General features: G+C 36.3%; 18 protein-coding genes and 1 riboswitch. Of the genes, 11 read left to right on the top strand and 7 right to left on the bottom strand.

The features are described from left to right. Positions 1-1,805 precede the first annotated feature (1,805 nt). Together ACFQ18_RS11200 and ACFQ18_RS11195 are read left to right on the top strand one after the other, a co-directional pair. Positions 1,806-2,975 carry a ParM/StbA family protein gene (locus ACFQ18_RS11200; protein ID WP_060668109.1) on the top strand — a complete coding sequence of 390 codons (1,170 nt, stop codon included), beginning with the start codon at positions 1,806-1,808 and terminating at the stop codon, positions 2,973-2,975. Between the two features lie 9 nt (positions 2,976-2,984). Beyond that, positions 2,985-3,554: a hypothetical protein gene (locus ACFQ18_RS11195; RefSeq protein WP_204798382.1), complete on the top strand. Its 570-nt coding sequence runs from the start codon at positions 2,985-2,987 to the stop codon at positions 3,552-3,554. 36 nt (positions 3,555-3,590) lie between these two features. Here ACFQ18_RS11195 and ACFQ18_RS11190 read toward each other — a convergent pair whose 3' ends face one another. Beyond that, positions 3,591-4,898 (bottom strand): M48 family metallopeptidase, encoded by a 1,308-nt coding sequence (locus tag ACFQ18_RS11190; protein ID WP_379566365.1) that lies wholly within the window; start codon positions 4,896-4,898, stop codon positions 3,591-3,593. A gap of 295 nt (positions 4,899-5,193) precedes the next feature. On the opposite strand from ACFQ18_RS11190, the gene ACFQ18_RS11185 reads away from it, so the two are divergent. From ACFQ18_RS11185 to ACFQ18_RS11155, 7 genes are all read left to right on the top strand, one after another. Further along, positions 5,194-6,231, top strand: a complete 1,038-nt coding sequence (locus ACFQ18_RS11185) for an ABC transporter substrate-binding protein (RefSeq protein WP_047185161.1) — start codon at positions 5,194-5,196, stop codon at positions 6,229-6,231. Positions 6,232-6,339: 108 nt separating this feature from the next. Then, the gene (locus tag ACFQ18_RS11180) at positions 6,340-7,326 is read left to right on the top strand and encodes an ABC transporter permease (RefSeq protein ID WP_204798381.1); all 987 of its coding nucleotides are present in this window, start codon (positions 6,340-6,342) and stop codon (positions 7,324-7,326) included. Next, positions 7,319-8,113: an ABC transporter ATP-binding protein gene (locus ACFQ18_RS11175; protein WP_204798380.1), complete on the top strand. Its 795-nt coding sequence runs from the start codon at positions 7,319-7,321 to the stop codon at positions 8,111-8,113. The genes ACFQ18_RS11180 and ACFQ18_RS11175 overlap by 8 nt, the downstream gene beginning before the upstream one ends. Before the next feature lie 257 nt (positions 8,114-8,370). Next, a riboswitch (cobalamin riboswitch) is annotated at positions 8,371-8,562 on the top strand. 32 nt (positions 8,563-8,594) lie between these two features. Then, positions 8,595-10,916 carry a ribonucleoside-diphosphate reductase subunit alpha gene (locus ACFQ18_RS11170; RefSeq protein ID WP_379566380.1) on the top strand — a complete coding sequence of 774 codons (2,322 nt, stop codon included), beginning with the start codon at positions 8,595-8,597 and terminating at the stop codon, positions 10,914-10,916. Beyond that, positions 10,901-11,356 (top strand): flavodoxin, encoded by a 456-nt coding sequence (locus ACFQ18_RS11165; protein WP_047185157.1) that lies wholly within the window; start codon positions 10,901-10,903, stop codon positions 11,354-11,356. Before ACFQ18_RS11170 ends, ACFQ18_RS11165 begins: the two co-directional genes overlap by 16 nt. Continuing rightward, positions 11,328-12,371 (top strand): ribonucleotide-diphosphate reductase subunit beta, encoded by a 1,044-nt coding sequence (locus ACFQ18_RS11160; protein ID WP_047185205.1) that lies wholly within the window; start codon positions 11,328-11,330, stop codon positions 12,369-12,371. The genes ACFQ18_RS11165 and ACFQ18_RS11160 overlap by 29 nt, the downstream gene beginning before the upstream one ends. 108 nt (positions 12,372-12,479) lie before the next feature. Next, positions 12,480-12,659 (top strand): hypothetical protein, encoded by a 180-nt coding sequence (locus ACFQ18_RS11155; RefSeq protein WP_047185156.1) that lies wholly within the window; start codon positions 12,480-12,482, stop codon positions 12,657-12,659. A 130-nt stretch (positions 12,660-12,789) separates the two neighbouring features. Here ACFQ18_RS11155 and ACFQ18_RS11150 read toward each other — a convergent pair whose 3' ends face one another. The 6 genes from ACFQ18_RS11150 to ACFQ18_RS11125 all read right to left on the bottom strand — a co-directional run bounded on the left by ACFQ18_RS11150 (position 12,790) and on the right by ACFQ18_RS11125 (position 18,432). Beyond that, positions 12,790-12,948: a hypothetical protein gene (locus tag ACFQ18_RS11150; protein ID WP_165589182.1), complete on the bottom strand. Its 159-nt coding sequence runs from the start codon at positions 12,946-12,948 to the stop codon at positions 12,790-12,792. Between the two features lie 110 nt (positions 12,949-13,058). Next, on the bottom strand, positions 13,059-14,171 hold the full coding sequence (locus tag ACFQ18_RS11145) for an N-acetylmuramoyl-L-alanine amidase (RefSeq protein WP_379566361.1): 1,113 nt from the start codon (positions 14,169-14,171) through the stop codon (positions 13,059-13,061). A gap of 239 nt (positions 14,172-14,410) precedes the next feature. Beyond that, positions 14,411-14,944 carry a flavodoxin family protein gene (locus tag ACFQ18_RS11140; RefSeq protein ID WP_204798377.1) on the bottom strand — a complete coding sequence of 178 codons (534 nt, stop codon included), beginning with the start codon at positions 14,942-14,944 and terminating at the stop codon, positions 14,411-14,413. Between the two features lie 324 nt (positions 14,945-15,268). Next, on the bottom strand, positions 15,269-16,177 hold the full coding sequence (locus tag ACFQ18_RS11135; RefSeq protein ID WP_047185153.1) for a DMT family transporter: 909 nt from the start codon (positions 16,175-16,177) through the stop codon (positions 15,269-15,271). A gap of 88 nt (positions 16,178-16,265) precedes the next feature. After that, the gene (locus tag ACFQ18_RS11130; protein WP_341165548.1) at positions 16,266-17,516 is read right to left on the bottom strand and encodes an ABC transporter permease; all 1,251 of its coding nucleotides are present in this window, start codon (positions 17,514-17,516) and stop codon (positions 16,266-16,268) included. Then, positions 17,500-18,432 (bottom strand): ABC transporter ATP-binding protein, encoded by a 933-nt coding sequence (locus ACFQ18_RS11125; protein ID WP_204798375.1) that lies wholly within the window; start codon positions 18,430-18,432, stop codon positions 17,500-17,502. Before ACFQ18_RS11125 ends, ACFQ18_RS11130 begins: the two co-directional genes overlap by 17 nt. A 235-nt stretch (positions 18,433-18,667) precedes the next feature. Here ACFQ18_RS11125 and ACFQ18_RS11120 point away from each other — a divergent pair, with 235 nt between their 5' ends. Both ACFQ18_RS11120 and ACFQ18_RS11115 read left to right on the top strand, forming a co-directional pair. Further along, positions 18,668-19,186, top strand: coding sequence for a DoxX family protein (locus tag ACFQ18_RS11120; RefSeq protein ID WP_047185150.1), 519 nt, complete (start codon positions 18,668-18,670; stop codon positions 19,184-19,186). 131 nt (positions 19,187-19,317) lie between these two features. Continuing rightward, on the top strand, positions 19,318-19,899 hold the full coding sequence (locus ACFQ18_RS11115; protein ID WP_060668115.1) for a superoxide dismutase family protein: 582 nt from the start codon (positions 19,318-19,320) through the stop codon (positions 19,897-19,899). The last annotated feature ends 530 nt before the right edge of the window (positions 19,900-20,429 follow it).

Genomic DNA, 20,429 nt, shown 5'->3' with positions numbered 1-20,429 from the left:
ACGTGTACATATTGGTGTTTCAGCATTTGCGCGAATGAGTATATGTACTTTGATTTTTGCAATGAAGTAAAAGCAGCCAAGCATCCATATGGTTATTGGATACTTGGCTGCTTCTGTTTGTCGGAAGGTTGTAGTGAAAATCACTCTTTTTTGGCCCAAATCTATCCCCGATTTTTTCTTAACATAGGAAAACACTTCATCATAAAAGTCAAACCGACAATAGTTTTCCTATATTTAGTTGCATAAAACTACTCTGAGACAATCAAGAATGGCTGTAACCGAATACCTTTTTTAGAGGTCGCTCCAAAATTCTCACAATGACAAAAGAGACAAATTAGATTATTTCAAAACTACCGTATACTGTTAATTAGTTTATCCCTACTCTATCTTCTGGGGGAACAAAGAAGGTAGGTGGGAGATCAACTGCCCGTAAAGGTCTGATCGGTATGTACTCAACGTATTTGTGATTTAAATTAAAATAACCATCTAATAAGGTTGGTTATTTTTTCTAAAGATAAGATAGTATAAAAAAGTAGCTTATTAAATCTTGTCATAGGGAGGGCCACGTCCGGCTCCAGCGCCCAGCGACTAGCGAGACTTCCTTCACCTCCGTACGATAAGTCAACATCGACTCACTCCGTTCGTCGTGTTTCCTTTATCTCCTGCGGCTCAGTCCAGTCCGTACGTCGCTAAACGGGCGCTTGCGCCTTTGTTCATTTGTTGAAATATGAAACTATTATTTCTCTAAGTGTTAATACAATTAGTGCGCCGAAAGTGACGAATAAAGCATCAGAGAGTATAGGGGTAAACAGGTAATATATTATCCCTAAAATGATAGCCGAAACTATGGTTGAGATTAGTTTATTCATAATTGACATCTCCTGTTCCCTTAATAAAATTTCAAAATATGTGTTTGAATTATATATAGTTAAAAGACACGAAAAATGCAAATATATTATCAATGCTTTTTGAACTAAGTAATTTGGTGAGGAAAAGGACTGCGATGTGTTCTTGTCTGGAAAGATAGACTGATCTGCTTTCTAAATCACTTTTTGTGACTTTAAAGGATTGCTCACTCCTCCACTGACCATCTGCATAGTTCAACAATTCGTTTATCGGATACTGATGTTTACTCGTCATAATGGTGTAGCATCCATCCAATTCCTCTTCTCTTTGCAGCTTATCTTCGTTGAGAATCAGTTATTGTTTGGAACTATCAAGCATTTCTTCTTTTTTCTTAATCAAAAGTAAGATTCTTTACATATTTGGCAGTACCGATTGATGTTTCACTGTTGTATTTGGTAGGGGAGGGTAGCGAGATTGTCTTATCCAATGAAGCTACTGGTCAGCTCTGGTTTTCAAAGCATATTTCCTACTATAAAAAAACTTGTTTTTCTTCTATTATCTTTTATCACTTTTGGAGTACTCTCTCTAAGATAGATCCTTTATTGAGAAAAGAAAGACGATGATAGATATCGTCGGATTAGAAGTTCGCTTTATACAAAGTCATGTTCGAAAATAGCATGGCTTTTTTATGTAGCTAGAAGGATATAGCGGCCCCCTTTTTTTGGTAGGGGAGGGGTTGAAATATCATGTTTACAAAAATGAATACATGTTTACGTCTATAGTACTTTTGTTTACAATAAATGATTACATGTAAATAAATGAGTGTACATGTTGATTTGATGGTGTTTGCGCAAGAGATTACATGTACACAAAAAAGAATACTTCAAAAGTTGGATTGTCAAATGGAAAAAAAACTATTATTCTATTATAGTAAGTAGTTTTTTGAAGGGAGTTTTACTATGATAAAATCTAGAATCGCTGCAGTTGATGTAGGTAACGATGCTTTGAAAGGATTGTTTGGGAAGTTAGAAAATCAGTTGTACATTCCTAACATTATTGCTCCTGATTTAGAAGATCGACCTGTTATTGGTATAGAAGAACTAGATAAGAAGGAAGTATTAGATAACATACATATTCGTGTTCACTCACCAGCATTAGAAGAAAATAATGTTATCTACCGTGTTGGTAATCTAGCAGCTAAGACTACCAATTCTCAAGAACTTGACCCAGGAAGTAGTAAATCAGAAGAAGACCAAACCTTAGTAATGTTATTTGCTGCATTAGCATTAGATGCGGTTGAATCGGATGATTTCAGGGAGAGAAACGGTGTTATAGAAGCTAACTACATGTTAGGAACCGGGCTTCCGTTAAGAGAGGTAAAAGAAGGTAAAGATGTAGGTTATCGTTCTCAATTATTAAGCTCTGTTCATCAGGTTGAGTTTTTAGTAACACCGAAGCATCAAGGTAAGAAGATAAATTTAAAATTTGAAGATGTTAAAGTTTATCCAGAAGGTTTCGCTGCTTATGTAAACCTTGTTATGGATAATGATTTGAAGGTAATTAACAAAGAATTATTAGATAAGCAAATTTTAATCCAAGATATTGGTGGGTTATCAACAGATATTGCAGTCATTAAAAACCGTAATGTCGATGATGATAAGGCCCAAGGTTATAACTTAGGGGTTTCTGAATCATTAGAACAAATTCGTGAGGAAATTCGCTCTCGCCATGGTGTGGAACTAGATAGCCGTAGTGATGTAGTAGATATTATTACTCGAAAAAACGACCGCAACCATATTATGGTAAGAGGTAGCAGAACGAATGTCAATGATATAACAGACCACATTTTATTAGAATTAGCTAAGAAGGAGTATCGCTTTTTAAGAAATACATGGGCGAAAAACTCTCAATCTGAAATCTGCTACTTTGTTGGTGGAGGTTCTGCTGTACTTAAAGATTATATTAAAGCATTAAATAATAAATTGGATGGATTTAACATTGAATTCTTTGAAAATGAAGAAGAAAGTATTTGGATGATGGCGAATGCTTATTATAAATTAATCAATCAATTTGTTGGTACATTAAATAAAGATAAAAAAGAAGAAAAAGTTGTCACTGAATCAAAATAGGGTGATTAAATGGTGAAGAAAGGTATAGAACGCGGACAATCTATTACATTTCGTGTCCCGTCAGATACGCCTGATTATCTACTTAAAAAGTTATCGGATTTAAAAGAAAAAGAACGGAGAAATTTTTCCAGCACCATTGCTAGTTTTGTTTTAAAAGGTGTCAATGAATCATTCTCAAAGGAACGGGAAGTTATTTCCGTTCCTTTGCCTAAAAAACTTACGAAAGAGCAAAGAAGTTGGCTTAAGCATGAACATTCAGAAGCAATGATAGGGAGTATTCTATATCATTTATTAAGTGATCCCATGCGTGCTACTTCTCTTTTGTCTTCTTTAAATAGTAATACGATGAACGTGGATGAAATATTTGCTTTTGAAGAAGAGAAAGTGGAATCTGGACTAGATCAGGAGCAAGAACAAGAACTAGAATCGGTCTATGAATTGCCAACTATCGATGAAGAAAGTAATAAGATAGATGATGTTAAGATAGATATGTTAGAAATTCATAACGAAGAAGAACAAGAAGTCGAAGAGGAAGAATTTGATCCATTAGGGGACTTCTTTTCTAGTATGAATAAATAGCCAAATAAGGGTTAGATGCCTTATTTGGCTATTATTTTATTTTAACAGGTCTCTAAGCTGGGTATCTCTGTTTTCGACAGCATAGTCATAGGCAGTTTTGCCATCGGAGTCTGTTAATGTTTTATCCGCACCGTTTTCTATTAATAGTTCGGTTATGTCAACACCTACGTCACTGTAAACGGCATTCATTAAAGGAGTTGAGCCCCAGCTGTCCATTGTATTAACATCGGCACCATTTTCGATGAGCCACTGAGTAGCCTCTGTATCCCCCCAAATTACTGCATATTGAAGTGCAGTGAAACCTTCACTATCTTTTTCGTTAATATCTTCCCCTTCATCAACAAGCTGTTGAAGAAGTCCCATGTCCCCATCGGTGAACGCTTCAATAATAGGTGGATAGTCAAACGGTTCTTCTTCATACATATACTCATCATCCTCTAAAAGGTAAGAATCAGAAAGAGTTGGTAAGGCGGTTGAATTTTCCAAGAGTAGTGTGGCTGCTCCTGTAAAGAAAACAACTAATACGATGGAAACAATGATCCCTAAGATGATTCCTGTTTTCTTTTCACGGTGAAGTGGATATTGTTCCGGATTGGCCCAATGATCTAATGCATTCATTCGTTTCGGTAAGTCAGGATGAGTGGAAAGCTTTTCACTTAGCCAAGCAAAAAAGCCAGATTCCTCACTTAATTGTTCTACATAAGCTTCTTCATTCACCTTTGCCGAAAGCCTTTTGCCTATCGCTAGCATGGATAGTGCTTCTTTAGCCGCGTCCATATTACCTACATAGTAAGTAGCATAACGATCACAGGTGTATTCACAAGCTCGTAAATAGGAATTACCGAGAAAGGGAATGAACATGGACGGAAGAAGCAGTAAATGAACCAACACATGACGTCGCTTTAGATGAGCAAACTCATGAGCTAATACAAACATCAATTCTTTTTCACGATTATCTTCAACGAGGTCGAATATTTCCGAATATACAACAACCATGTTCTTACCAAAGAAACGACTCGCAAATGCATTTAGTACCCCCATAGATTCCATTATATAAATAGCAGGTACTTTCTCTAATTCCATATCTTTGGCGAGGTTTACCGCCTTTTGGTAAATATCTGGAAATTGCTGTTCACTCAGTTGAACCCCATTTCGGCGAATGGATGCCATCGATAATGCGTGAAAAAAGTAAGAAATAAGCATAAATCCTAAAATAATTGCAATTCCAATAATCGAAAAAACTAGAACAACATAAACTAAAATACTAAACAATAAAGTGATAATAAAATAAACGTTTTCTTTACGATGAACTAATCTATTCTTCAAATCACTTTCATCAAGCATTTTACTCCCTCCTTGTAACGATTAATCTTTTTATTTATAACAATAAGATTATAAGTGATAGCTAATTAAATAGCTATATAATCTTTGGAAAATTTGTGTAAATGAAGTGGTGCTATTTTTGCAAAGGGAATTGTATAAAAAGTGAAACCTCAAGTCGATAGATTAATGGTGGTTATTTTAGTAGTTATAATAAAATGAAAAAATATTTCAAAAACTATCGCAGTTGGGAAAATAGTATGGTATAATCACGATTAAATATTTAGAAAATTTTATCGTATAAGATGGGGGAAGAAAGATGAAAAAGTTCTTGCAATTACTTGCTATCATTACTTTTATCGCAATACTTACGGCATGCGGCTCTGATTCTGATAATACTGTAGCGGAATCAAATGAAGATGCAACTAATTCTAGTAAAACAGAAGGAGAAACTAGTTCTGATGGTGGAGAAACGTTTACTGTTGGTGCAACGCAAATCTTGGAGCATCCATCATTAGACAAAGCTTATGAAGGATTCCAAGCAGCAATAAAAGACGCTGGTTTAAACGTTGAATATGACTTTAAGAGTGCACAAAATGATCAAAATAACGTTAAAACCATTTCTGATTCATTTGTAGCAGACGGAGTGGATTTAATTTTTGCCAATTCTACTCCAAGTGCATTAGGGGCGTTACAAGCAACAAGTGATATTCCCATTGTTTTTACATCTGTATCGGATGCAGTAGAAGCTAAATTAGTGCCATCTATGGATCAGGCGGGAGAGAATATTACAGGTAATGTAGATTTACATCCAGATGCAATCAGTGAAACAGTTAAATTTATAGATCAATATTTCCCGGATTCAAAAGTAGGAATGGTTTATAATGCAGGTGAACAAAACTCTGTAACGCAGGTAGATGAAGTCAAGAAGGCTGCTGAAGATACAAGCCTTGAAATCGTTGAGCGTACAGTAGCGAATACTGCTGAAGTACAACAATCTGTAACTACTTTAGTCGGAGAAGCAGATGTTATTTATATTATTACGGATAACACGGTTGTATCTGCTCTTGATAGTGTTGTTGGTGTGGCAAATGATCAAGACATTCCATTAATTGTTGGTGAGCCGGATTCATTAGCAAAAGGTGGCTTTGCAACATTTGGAATTGATTATTATACATTAGGATATCGAACTGGCGAGATGGCCGCTGATATCTTAAGTGGAGAGAAAAAGGTAAGCGAAATTCCTCCAGAATTTCCGCCAGAAATTAAATTATTCATCAATAAAGATGCGGCTGAAGAACAAGGAATTGAATGGAATTCCGATTGGGATGAATCTGTAGTTGAAGCAGAAAAGTAATTACCGACATATTAGTACGTTAGAGCCAGTACAGGAACTGGCTCTATAGTGCTTTTTACCCCCTGAAGAATCATACAACATGTTAATTGCACGAAAGGAATGGAAATTATGTTTATATCATTATTTGGAGCTGTAGAATCAGGAGTCATCTATGCCATCATGGCCTTAGGTGTTTATTTAACCTTTCGTGTCTTAGACTTTCCAGATTTAACTGTAGAAGGAAGTTTTGTAACTGGCGCATCGGTTGCTGCCTTTTCTATTATCAATGGGGTTCCTCCAATTATCGCTACTTTACTTGCAGCAGTTGCTGGATTTTTAGCAGGTTGTGTAACAGGTGTCTTGCATACGAAAGGAAAAATTAATTCATTATTGGCCGGTATTTTAATGATGACGGCACTTTATTCTATTAATCTACGGATTATGGATCAGCCAACTTTATCTTTATTAAATGAGACTACGTTATTTCAACAATTAACATCTATTTGGGATGCTATTGGACTTGACTCCGTATTTAATGGCCTCCTTTCTGCGATAGGAATGGAAAGATTCCCTAAGACTTGGTCCATCGTTATCGTTATGATATTCGTCACCCTCGCTATTAAACTTTTAACGGACTACTTTTTAAAGACAGAAGTCGGTCTTGCATTACGAGCAATTGGTGATAACAAGAAAATGATCCGTAGTCTTTCCGCAAACACGGATTCACTTATTATCGTTGGCGTCGGTATCTCGAATGCGCTTGTTGCCCTTAGTGGCGGATTAATAGCTCAATTAGGTGGATTCTCAGATGTTAATATGGGGCTAGGACTTATTGTTATCGGTTTAGCTTCTATCATTATAGGTGAGGCATTATTTGGTACAAAGACGATTGTTCGAGCTACTTTAGCGGTCATTCTTGGAGCAGTCATTTATCGAATTATCGTCACACTAGCTTTACGTTTTGACTTCCTTGAAACTGGGGACATGAAGTTGATTACTGCAATAATAGTTGTTGTTGCCCTCGTTGCTCCCAGAATCATTCAATCTAGAAAAGAAAAAAGACGACGTATCATGAAACGTCAGCAACTTAAGGCAGGGGGAGATAGCCATGCTTAAACTACAAGATATTTCTATTACATTTAATGAAGGCACTCCGGATGAAAAGAAAGCTTTACAAAACATCAATCTAGAACTTGAAAAAGGGGACTTTGTCACAGTAATTGGTAGTAATGGAGCTGGTAAATCAACACTTATGAATATCGTTTCTGGAGTGCTAATACCTGATGTCGGGGATGTGTTTATTAATGGGAAACAGGTTGTAGATTTGCCGGAATATAAGCGTTCTAAATATATTGGTCGTGTCTTTCAGGATCCTATGGCCGGAACAGCACCATCTATGACGATAGAAGAGAATTTGGCGATGGCGTATTCTCGTATAAGAAAGAGAATACTTAAATTAGGTGTTACAAAACAGCGAAAAGAGATGTTTAGAGATTATTTGAAGACTCTTAACTTAGGTCTAGAAGATCGATTAACTGCGAAGGTTGGCTTACTTTCAGGTGGGGAGAGGCAGGCATTATCCTTATTAATGTCTACTTTTACACAACCAGATATTCTTCTTTTAGATGAGCATACAGCTGCTCTAGACCCGTCACGTGCAGAATTAATTACGAATTTGACAGAAAAGGTTGTCAAAGAATCCGGATTAACAACATTAATGATTACCCATAATATGCAACAAGCATTGGATTTAGGAAATCGATTAATTATGATGGATAAAGGGCAAATTATTTTCGATGTTCGTGGGAAAGAAAAGCAAAATCTTACTATCGAAAACCTTCTGCACGAATTCCAACGCATTCGTGGCGAACAATTTGGCAGTGACCGTGCGGTGTTAAACTAGTATCAAATCTATTAAAATTAAAGGTACAAGGGCATTTTGAAATGCTTTTGTGCCTTTTTATTCCACTTCAAGCCTCTATGGGAGATTAACTGCCGTAAAGGTCCGATAAGTGTGGCTAACCATCAGTGGGGGATGAAGGAAAAAGCCCCCACTGATGGAAGTCTTCTTTATGTATTTTTTGTATTGCTTTCTATTAAACTCTATGATATGTTTGATTCATCAATATATTGTACATAACAGCAAAAGCAAATACTATATATAGTGAATAGACGAATGGTGACTGTAGTCTTAATAGGGAATCTAGTGTAAATCTAGAACTGCCCCCGCAACTGTAAGTGTTACGAAAGAGAAACCCACTGTATTAACAGGCTTTAAAGACTGTGATATGGGAAGGGCTCTAGTAGGTTTGATACACAAGTCAGGATACCTGCCATTTTTCTTTAGTTTCAAATCCCCGGGGTGAGGGATGGTGAAATGATAGATTGGTACATACTTTCTGTCGTTTATAACCGTTCATGCTCTGGTGAACGGTTTTTTGGTGTTTAATTACAAGAGGAGGGCTATGATGATTGTAGAAATGGTTAAAGAAAATGAAAAATTAAATAGGGTGATAGAAAAGGCGGCAAAAGGCCTATCTTTAGACATAGGCTTATTCATAGAAAAAGTAGAGACAAGTCTTAACCATTATCAAGAATATGAAAAAGGATTAGATTTTCTAATAAAAAAGGCGCTAGAAGAAATAGATGAGGCAAACCCAGATTGGTCCTTCTTTGCCGCAAGACTTTATTTACAAAGATTATATAAACAGGCAGCAATAAACCGAAATTACGATGATAAAAATAAAAACTACGGATCATTTCTTAAATTAATAAAGAGTTTAACGGATAAAGGTATATATTCCAGTCATTTCCTGGGAAAGTATACGGAAGATGAAATTAATTATTTTGGGGATTTAATAGACCCAGATAAGGATATGAATTTTACATACTTAGGGATTTATACTTTAGCTACTAGATATTTGGCTACAGATTTTGAGAAGAATACACATGAGCTACCACAAGAACGCTGGATGATTATTGCGATGCATTTAATGCAAAATGAAGATAAATCAAGACGGACGCAACTAGTAGAAGAGGCATACTGGGCACTAAGTAATTTGTATATGACAGTAGCAACCCCAACGCTAGCAAATGCCGGCAAAACCCATGGTCAGCTATCTAGTTGTTTCATTGATACAGTCGATGACAGCCTTCAGTCCATTTATGATAGTAATACAGACATTGCTAGGTTATCTAAAAATGGCGGTGGAATCGGGGTTTACATGGGTAAAATTCGTTCCAGAGGTAGTGATATAAAAGGTTTTAAGGGGATGTCCAGTGGAGTAATTCCATGGATTAAACAGTTAAATAATACAGCTGTAAGTGTTGATCAGTTAGGAACGAGGAAAGGCGCAATCGCAGTATATTTAGATGTATGGCATCGAGATATTGAGGCATTTTTAGATCTTAAGTTAAATAATGGCGACGATCGAATGCGTGCTCATGATATTTTTACCGGAGTTTGTCTACCTGATTACTTTATGGAACAAGTAGATAAGAGAGGGGAATGGTATTTATTTGATCCGCATGAAATTCGTCAGGTTATGGGCTTTTCATTAGAAGACTATTTTGATGAGCAAAAGGGAAGTGGGAGTTTTCGAGAAAAATACGAACAGTGTATCGAAGCACCACTTCAATCCAAAAGAAAAGTGCCGGCAATCGATATCATGAAACGGATTATGAGATCGCAACTTGAATCCGGAACCCCATTTATGTTTTATCGGGATGAAGTGAATCGAAAGAACAGTAATGCACATACAGGGATTATTTATTGTTCCAATTTATGTACAGAAATTACGCAAAATCAATCTCCATCTGAGTTTCTAGAGGAGTATGTGGAGAATGAGGAGACCATCGTTAAAAAATATAAACCTGGTGATTATGTTGTCTGTAATTTAAGTTCTATTAATCTAGGTAAGGCTGTTCCAGAAGGGGTATTAGAACGTCTTATCCCTATTCAAGTCCGGATGCTGGATAATGTTATTGATATTAATACATTACCAATTAAACAGGCTGAACGAACGAATAAAAAGTACCGCGCTATTGGGCTGGGGACATTTGGTTGGCATCATTTATTAGCAGTAATGGGAATCAAGTGGGAAACGGAAGAAGCCGTTCAATATGCGGACACCCTTTATGAAAAAATAGCCTATTTGACCATTAAGAGCAGTATGAAACTAAGTAAAGAAAAGGGACATTATCCTGAATTCCATGGAAGTAAATGGAGTACAGGAGCTTATTTTGAGGAAAAAGGATATAAAGATGATACCTGGATAAAACTCATGGAAGAGGTAAAAGAAAACGGAATGCGTAATGCATATTTAATGGCTGTAGCACCGAATTCAACGACTGCTATGATCGCTGGGTCCACCGCAAGTATTGATCCGATCTTCAAGCCTTTCTATTACGAAGAAAAGAAGGATTTTAAAATTCCCGTAACTGCACCAGACATCGACCATCGTACGTATGATATTTACCGTCGTTCTGCTTACATCGTGGATCAACGTTGGTCCATTAAGCAAAATGCTGCGAGACAGAAACATATTGATCAAAGTATTTCTTTTAACTTTTATGTACCAAATACAATACGGGCATCTGTGTTACTAGACCTTCATCTACAAGCATGGCGTGAGGGACTAAAAACGACATATTATGTAAGATCTACATCAAATGACGTAGAAGAATGTGAATGGTGTCAAAGTTGAAGGCAATAATCGCGTATTTATCTTATAGCGGTAATACAAAGGAAACAGCAGAATTAATTGAAGAAACATTACTAAAAGAAAATGTTGAAGTAGAGATGCACCGGATAGGGATTGATTTGCCTATTAGCCCAGAGCAATATGATTATATTTTCCTTGGAACTTTTACATGGGAAAGAGGGAGTACACCAGATGAAGTTAAGGATTTTGTCCTGGAAATAGGATATAAACCGCCAAATATATTTGTCTTTGGTACAGGAGATACACAGTTTGGTGGAGATGATTTATTTTGTTTGGCAGCTAGTAAACTAGCTATCTTTTACAATAGTTCCTATCCGGAGTTAAAAATTGAGCAGTCACCAAGAGGAAGCCAAGCGAAAAAGGTGATCGATTGGGTAGAAGGAGTGTTATATGGTGCAAAATATAATCTTAAACAAGGCTAAAACACTGGAGCCGATACATCCAAATAAATCAACCGGGATATTTGGTGGTACTTCTAGTGGAATTCTGAATTGGAATGATATTGCGTACCCCCATTGGTACAAAATGTATAAACGTCTAGTAGGGAATTACTGGCAAGCGGATGAAATTAATATGTCCAATGATGTAAAGGAATTTCCGAGATTAACACCTGCTGAACAAGAAGCATACTTAAAAATTATTGGTTTATTATCTACGTTGGATGGACCTCAAACAAGGACAGCTTTACTCCTAAGTTTATATGCAACAGATCCTTCTGTTCAATCGATTATGGCGGTCATTGCACAACAGGAGGCTGTTCATAATGAAAGCTATTCCTATGTCCTATCGTCGGTTGTATCATTGGATGAACAGAAGCGTTCCTTTGAACATGGTAGAAACGATCCAGTACTACTTAAACGGAATCAAACGATCATGAATCAATATAATGATTTTGTAGAGAAACCAACACTTGAAAATATATTAAAAACTTTAGTTTATACAACCCTATTAGAAGGAATGTTTTTCTATTCTGGTTTCGCATTCTTTTATCATTTGGCAAGGGATAATAAGATGGTAGGTACGTCAACGATGATTAGCTATATTAATCGTGATGAACTGGAGCATGGCCGATTCATAACCGAATTATTCCGTGCCACATTAGCTGAAAACCCAGAGTATAACAACGAAACCTTTATCACTTGGGTATATGATCATTTCAAAGAATCTGTTGAACTAGAAACAGAGTGGTCCCATTATGTTCTGAAGGATGTCGACGGCTTTGATTTAGCCGAGATGGAGGGATATATCAAATATCGTGCCAATAAAATGCTTCGGATGATGGGGTTAAGTGAAATATATCCAGAATTCACGGAGAACCCGATGAAGTGGATTCGCGCGTATGCAGATAATATTGACGGAACTAAAACAGATTTCTTTGAACAAAAGTCTAGACAGTATACGAAGACGAGCGATTTAAACGGTTTTGATGACTTATAAGTAAAGCAGCAAACTCCCCCTTAGCATCATCTATTTTTTCAAATCATAGCATGGTAAGGTAAGAGAATTTCTATGCTATACTGAAAATAAGAGAAGGGGGAGGTTAACATGTCAGAGAAAGAAGAGGTTCTAAAACTTATTAAAGATTTACCAGAGAATGCCTCTTTAGATGAAATTATGCGTGAGTTATATATATACATAAAGTTCCAACAGGGTGTAAGGGAATTAAATGAAAAAAAATCCGATAAGAAAACGATAGATCTGGAACCAGAAAAGTGGTTTCATTAGAAAAAATGTAATATAGGTAAATACCAAAAGAGGTGCTATCGCTTATAAGCGATTAGCACCTCTTTTGGTAGAATGAACTAGGAAAAGTTTAATCCATACCATTATGTTGTTCGTTGTTCTTACTGTTTTTTTAGTCTCTCATTGCTCCAGCCTCTCTAGAAGTCATTGCACCTTGTCCTTCTTTTATATCCTGTTGAATTTCCTGTTTTACCTTTTTGGCGTCGGTTCCAGCAAATCCTGGTTTCATACTTGAAGTCAAATTCTTATTAGCCTGTTGATCTCGCTGCATACAAGTCCTCCTCCTTCCTTTTATTATTTACAAAAGATTTCTAAGTATAACCTTACAAGAAATGTAAAATAAAAATGGCATACGTCTTTACGCATGCCATTCATCGTTCACTATTTAAAATAATCAATAAGTCCACTCGTTATCGCCTCAGCCACTTGTTGCTCATAATCTACCGTTTGAATAATATTCAAATCATGCGGATTAGTTATAAAGCCAAGTTCAATTAAGATGGCTGGTGCTGCTGTATTACGCAATACGTGGTAATCCTCTCTTTTAATACCACGGTTATATAATGTTACATTAGAATAAAGGGAAGCTTGTACACTTTTTGCCAATTGTTGTCCCGGTCGGGAATAGTAAAACGTACTAATTCCTTGTGCAGATAGAATTGGGTAAGCATTAAAATGTAAACTTATAAAGGCATCCGTATCATGCGAGTTACTAATCGCTGCTCTTTGCTCTAAAGATACATAGTAATCGCCTTCGCGAGTAATCGTTACGTTTGCACCTGCATTTCTTAGCCTGTCTGCAACTCTATTTGCTATTGGCGGCGTTAAGCTTTTTTCGTAAATCCCACCGAGTCCAATTGCCCCAGGATCACGACCACCATGCCCTGGATCAAGTACAATATGACGGTCAGATAAGGAGCCACTTTGTTTCGTTGGGGATAGTGTTTTGGCGTTCACTTTGGGTTTTTCACTATTCCCACTATTATTTACTGCATTTTTATTCGTTAACTCGGAAGCAACCCAACCAGTTTTGCCTCCTTTTAAGGAAACCTTATGCCAACTACCTTCAGTATGTATAAGCTCATATGTTTTACCTGATGAAGCGGAACCGATAACGGGATATTCTTCACCTGGACCTGAGCGAATATTTACTCCATCCGCCGTAATAGTAATCGTTTCAATAGATAAAACAGTTGCTTGCTTTACCTGACTTACTTGGCTTTCATCTAATGGAATAAGATGGTGTTTTGCAATCCAAGCTTCTTTTCCTTGATAATATGTTTGAACCCACCCATATTGTTCTTGGAATACTTGCACTTGATTTCCTTTTGTAAGTATACCTAGAGTATTCGCGTTAAGTGAAGGTTCACTTCTAACGTTAAGTACACCAGTACTCACTTCGTACGTTTTTGCACTCTCCGCATGTCCTGAAATTGGTATTAGTAATACTAATAAAATAAATCCGATTGTGATGATTGGTCGAAAAGTTCTCATCATAACCTCCTTTATATGATTACTGGAAATATTTACTATCATATTATGGAATGGAGGATTAGACAAGAGTAAAAAAGGATGAATTTAATCATCCTAGTTTTATATAAGTTTATATCCCACCTAAAGCTTTTGGGAAGAAAAGAAGGTGGGCGGGAGATTAACCGCCCGTAAAGGTCCGATAATTGCGACTAACCATCAGTGGGAGGATGAGGAAAAACTCCCACTTATTGAAGTCTTCTTTATGGTTCTAGTAAAGAAGAAGCGGCCTTCAAAGCCCTTTCATCTTCAATAATCTGTCCGGGCTTACTCGCTCTTCCAATAACGTAGCCTTCAAATGACATATCATAGAATTGACAGATATAATTAAATTGCTCGATGAGTGGAAGTCCTTTTATAGTAGGTTTATCTCCACCCACAGCAATTAAGTATACTTTTTTATTCTTCAATTCCTCTCTAAAATTTGGGAATTCCGGATCACGCAAAATTTGTGACCAACGATCTATAAATATCTTCATTGGCCCCGACATACTATACCAATAAATGGGGGTTGAGAAGACGATAACATCATGTTCTAACATTTTTTGAATGAGATCTTTATGCTCATCCTTTACAGGTTTAAATCCATCTTTTGCATGACGTTCATCCACTATTGGTTGAATAAAATGATTTCGCAAATATAAATGAGTCCCCTTATCCTTGGGAACAGCTTTATATGTCAAATATTCCGTATTTCCATTCTCTCGCGTTGATCCATGAATAGTGACTACCTTCATTTATTATCCTCCCCGCGTAGATTGTGATCCTGAAAAGTAACAGAGAATGGCGAAGTTTCTTATATTCTCTGTAGAACAATTCCCAAATATATATAATTACGTTATTAGAGTATATGAACTTGGAATGAAAAACATGTAAAGAATTTAGAAAACTAAGGCATTCGCTAGGCTTTAGCGAATGCCTTAGTTGTACTTATGCAAACTTTACGGTAGGGTGAGTAATCGGAGCCCCGGACAGAAAAGATTTTGATACTTTTTTACTTGCTAAAAAGAACATGGTAGCTTGACTCTTTGATTGTACTCTCATAAACCATAAATAATAAATTACAAACTATCCACTGCGGTTGGATTTTGAGATTCTAAGTTATGTTTACGGGTTAAAAAGTAAAAGACACTGACTAAAACAATGAGTCCGCCTATCATTTGCATGCCCGTTAGGCGTTCCCCTAATATGATGAACGCTAAGGCACTTGCTCCAACTGGTTCTCCTAAAATACTCATAGATATCGTAGTTGTATTGACATAGTTCAACAGCCAGTTATTGATGACGTGGGATATAGTTGGTACAATTGCAAGAAGAAGAAAGATTCCCCATTCTTTAAATTCATACCCTGCTAGATTTACGCCCGTTCCAATATTGTATAAGGTTAGGAAGATTCCAGCAAAGGTAAAAACTAAGAAACTATAAATCCAGTGTGATACCTTTTTGACAACGCTTTGACCTATTAATAAATAAATGACAACAGCGATTACACTTAAGAAAGATAAAATATCCCCGATGATAGCTCCTGTACTTAAAGCAAAATCTCCCCAACCAATCATAACAACACCAATCACTGCGATGCCCATCGTTAATAAGGATTGAATATTTGTTCTCTCTTTATAAAGAATAAAACCACCAATAACAGCAACAATTGGTTGTAGTGCAAGAATAATCGTAGAACTTGCCACTGTGGTTAATTTTAACGAACCAAACCATAAGGCAAAGTGGAGACCTAAAAAAGCTCCGGAAACAAGGAGAAGGTTCCAGTCCCTTTTTGTTATTTTTTTAAATTCATTTCTCTTTTTCCAAACGATTGGTAATAAAAATAATGCAGCAATCCACATCCGATACATACTTGAAATGGTAGCGGGGGATTCAGACCATTTTACGAAGATCGCCGAAAAGGAAATAGCGATAATGGAAATGGTTAACGGCAACCCAATCGATTTCGGACTTTTGCCTTGAGCCAAAAAAACTCCCTCCCGATTCCTTTATAGTAATCAATATTTCTAAATTATATCGGAGGGAGAAAGGGGATGCAATAGATTCCTATGGCACTTATGCTCGAATCCATTTCCAAATTTCTTTAACGGAAGCATTTTTTCCATATAGTAGAATACCAACTTTAAAGATTTTCCCTGCAAGCTTCATAAATAAGACTATACTTACTAATAAAATCGCTAAAGCTATTATTATTTCTAGCCAAGGCCAATGATCAAGTAATACAAGTCTTAAAAGTAATACTCCTGGCGATGTAAAAGGAATATAGGTACCAACTTGTGCCCATAGACCACTAGGATCACCTAGAACAGGCCCTATAAATATAAAAGTAGCAAAAGGTAACATCATGACAAATCCTTGGAAGTTCCCTGCAGTTGAAATATCCGCCATTGTTGCTCCAACCCCAACAAATATTGCAGCAAAGAGTAGATATCCTAATATAGCAATAAAGAGGTATAAAGCAAGTTCAGGTACAAATAAGTACTCCATAAATGGGAAATCAATTTTCCAAATTGCTGCTGGAAGTAAAATAGCAATCGATACAACCGTTTGAATAAGACCTAAAACAAAGTAACCGATGATTTTCCCATTCATTAGTTCTCCTGGAGTTAATGAAGATAAGATAATTTCTGCAATTTTATCCTTTTTCTCCTGTGAAGCGCTTTGGAAAATAGCCATTCCAGTAAATACAATAGATAGCATAACAAATCCAGCAAAAATACCTGGAATGATCTTCTCAAGTGGAGGGCCAGAGCTTTCTTCCGAGTTATTTTCTGTACCAGAATCCCTATCACCTGATACGACCTTTTCAAACGAAATATTGCTTGAAATCATGACTAACTGTTCATCTGTTAATCCCAAATTTTCTAATTGAATTGATTTTAAAGGAGTTTCAAAAACTTGGATTTGATCCATGAAATATGGATTTATTTCTTCACTTGTATAAACGGGTACTATTCCTTGTTCTAGTGCACGCTGATCTATAAAAATATAGGCTGTATTTTCACTGCCTATAAGAGCATCTTGGGCATCACCTTCAGAAATATCAGTTTTCTTTAATTCTAAATTTAAAGCTGTTTGATTTATTGTTTCTTCTAAGCTATCAAACGTATTTAGTTGATCATTTACTAATACTGTAACTTGCTCAGTAGTTAAATCCTCTGAGTCATCATTGAATAAACTGCCAATAAACATAAAGGCAACAATGAGAATAGGGGTGAGAAATAATCCAATAAGGAAGGTTTTATTTTTCATATTTCGCTTGATTTCCCATTTAGCAACTTTCATTGAATTACGCAAGAACTTCACTTCCTTCCTTCATTAAGTTTTTGTCTGTGGCAATATCAATAAAAATTTCGTGAAGGGAAATCCGATTGATATTTAATTCATGAATATTTATTTTATCGGGGAGTTGTTTTAACCAGTTCCCAGGATCAACATCTTTTTCAAGGTAAAGAATGGAGGATTCTCCCTTATCTTCTACTCTAACTACTTCCGGGATGTTCTCTAATTCATGGTGATTGTTTAATCCCCTTATCGTACATTTGAAGTTAGCATACTCTGTTTTTACATCATTTAATGTACCGTATATCACTTTCTGACCACGCTGAATCATGAAGAGGCGGTCACACATTTCTTCAACTAAATTCATTTGATGTGAGGATAAAAGGATAGCGGTCCCATTATCTGCTAAACTTCTAATCTCTTCTTTAAATAATTCTTGACTAACTGGATCCAGTCCGGAGAAAGGTTCATCCAATATGAGGAGCTCAGGTTCATGGATAATGGAGGAAATGAATTGGACTTTCTGACCCATTCCTTTCGATAATTCCTCAACAGATATCTTTTCCTTTCCTTCTAGATCAAACTTTTTTAAATACATGAGTGCTCGTTCTTTGGCTTTATGTAGTGGGTAGTCTTTTAGATCGGCTAAATAAAGTAAAATATCCATGACATTGACATTTTTATAAAGTCCGCGTTCTTCTGGTAAATATCCGATTTTTTCTCTTGGAATCCCTTTTCCGTTATGTTGATGAAATGTAACGGATCCCTTATCAGGATACATAATTCCCATAATGTTTCGTATCGTTGTAGATTTGCCTGCACCATTTGGACCGAGGATTGCCATAATTTCCCCTTTCCGTACTTCGAATGAAATGCCTTTTAAAACCTTTTTATCTTTAAATGACTTCTCAAGGCCTTCAACCGTTAACATAACTTCCATGTCATTTCATCCTTTCTTTTTGGCTTGATGCTTTGTAGTACGAAAGGAAAAGTGGATAGGTTTCAAAAAGTATCAAAATTATTGTTCATACTTTGTTCAAAACATTGTGACCTAATTGTGAAATAGTGAGCAAACACATTTCCAAAAGTAATGAATGATTGTATGATGAAAATGTAATAAGAAACACACAATATATTGTGAAACATTGAACAATAAAATAAAGGAGTGGATCAACATGATTATGGAATTCATTCGCAATAATAAAATAGTAGCAGCGATTTTAACGGTATTAAGAGTTTATATTGGATATACATGGATAACGGCGGGAATTGGTAAATTAACAAGTGGCGGATTTGATGCAAGTGGTTTTTTACAAGGCGCGATAGCTAGTGCGGGTGGAGAGCATCCAGCAGTCCAAGGTTGGTGGGCGACATTCTTAGAAGCGGTAGCACTACCAAATGCGGAACTATTTAGTTTCTTAGTTATGTGGGGCGAGGTATTAGTTGGTACAGCACTCATCTTAGGTATTTTCACTAACTTCGCAGCATTAATGGGTATCACGATGAACTTCGCATTTTTATTCAGTGGAACAGTAAGCACAAATGCACAAATGGTATTAATCACCGTATTCTTAATCGTAGCAGGATTCAACGCAGGACGTTACGGTTTAGATAGATGGGTTATTCCATTCATAAAAGACCACACTCCATTTGGAAAAAACAAAGTCAAAAAAGAAGAAGTTGTAGTTGTATAATAAGAACTAGCCCTGTAAAAAGGGGCTAGTTCTTTTGGGATGAATATATTGAAAAGTGAATTTACCCCCATTTTGTTTAAAAAAATGTTTCATGGCAAAAATGGTATTAAAAATAGATGGAGGATTTTGCCATGAAGCGTTTTATTTTACTAATGTTTCTTACATCAACCGTACTAATGGCTTGCAATCAGACAACACAAGATAAGGAAGAAAATCGGAATTCACAAGAGCCAGAACACCAAGAAGTAAATTCAACGGTTAATAAAAATGTCCTTGTTGACCTGAAAAATAGTGATGGGGAAGTGGTTGCTAACGCATCGCTTGTGGAGTCAGAATCCAGTGGAGTAAATATTTCAATTAAAGGGGAAAATTTACCTCCTGGTGGACATGGTTTTCATATTCACGAAAATGGATCATGTATTGCTCCGACATTCGAATCTGCGGGAGCGCACTTTAATCCAACAGGTAAAAAGCATGGATTTGAAAACCCAGAAGGTCCACATGCAGGTGATTTAAAGAATATTAATGTAGGGGAAAATGGTAAGCTTTCTATAGAAGCGTTGGCAGATATGGTCACCTTGGAAAAAGGGAAGAAGAACTCCTTACTTAAAGAAGGTGGTACATCTTTGGTAATTCATTCGGATCCAGATGATTATGTTTCCCAACCAGCAGGAAATGCGGGAGATAGAATTGCGTGTGGAGTAATTGAATAAACAACGCTACTTCTAAAGTAATGTTAGTCACAGAAACATTCAATAGCAGAGCAATTCGTAAGAGAATTTGCCTCTGCTATTTATACTTTATAATGAATAACGACAAATTGGGATGTTGAAAGGGCATTTTGTCAGTCTCACGGCCATTTGAGGCGTAAAGAGAATGAAATTTGTCCGTGACATGAATCTTTTACTTTTTAACCCACAAAATCGCCGACACTTTAGATGTGGAATAGTAATTGAAATATCCGTTTTAAATCTTAGGGTGTATTGCTCCCGAATAGGGTACCTGTTAATTATCAAGCAGTGCAATTTTAATTTATAACAAATTATTCTGAATACCTGGACTTTATTGTAAATACAAAATTGTGTATAATGATGATGGGTATCTAATATATACAAAAACAGAATATATTTAAAGACAGTTCATTTTCTTTAGTGGCAGATAGAAAAAATCAAATCAATCAAATCTTCTATCTGTATAATTGTGGCTAAAGTATTCACAATGGCCTTATAGCGACCGCTTGAGT

It is taken from the genome of Oceanobacillus caeni, from assembly GCF_042678465.1.
Lineage (GTDB): Bacteria > Bacillota > Bacilli > Bacillales > Amphibacillaceae > Oceanobacillus > Oceanobacillus caeni.
Note: the sequence above shows the minus strand (reverse complement) of the source record. Positions and strands in the feature narration are given on the sequence as shown.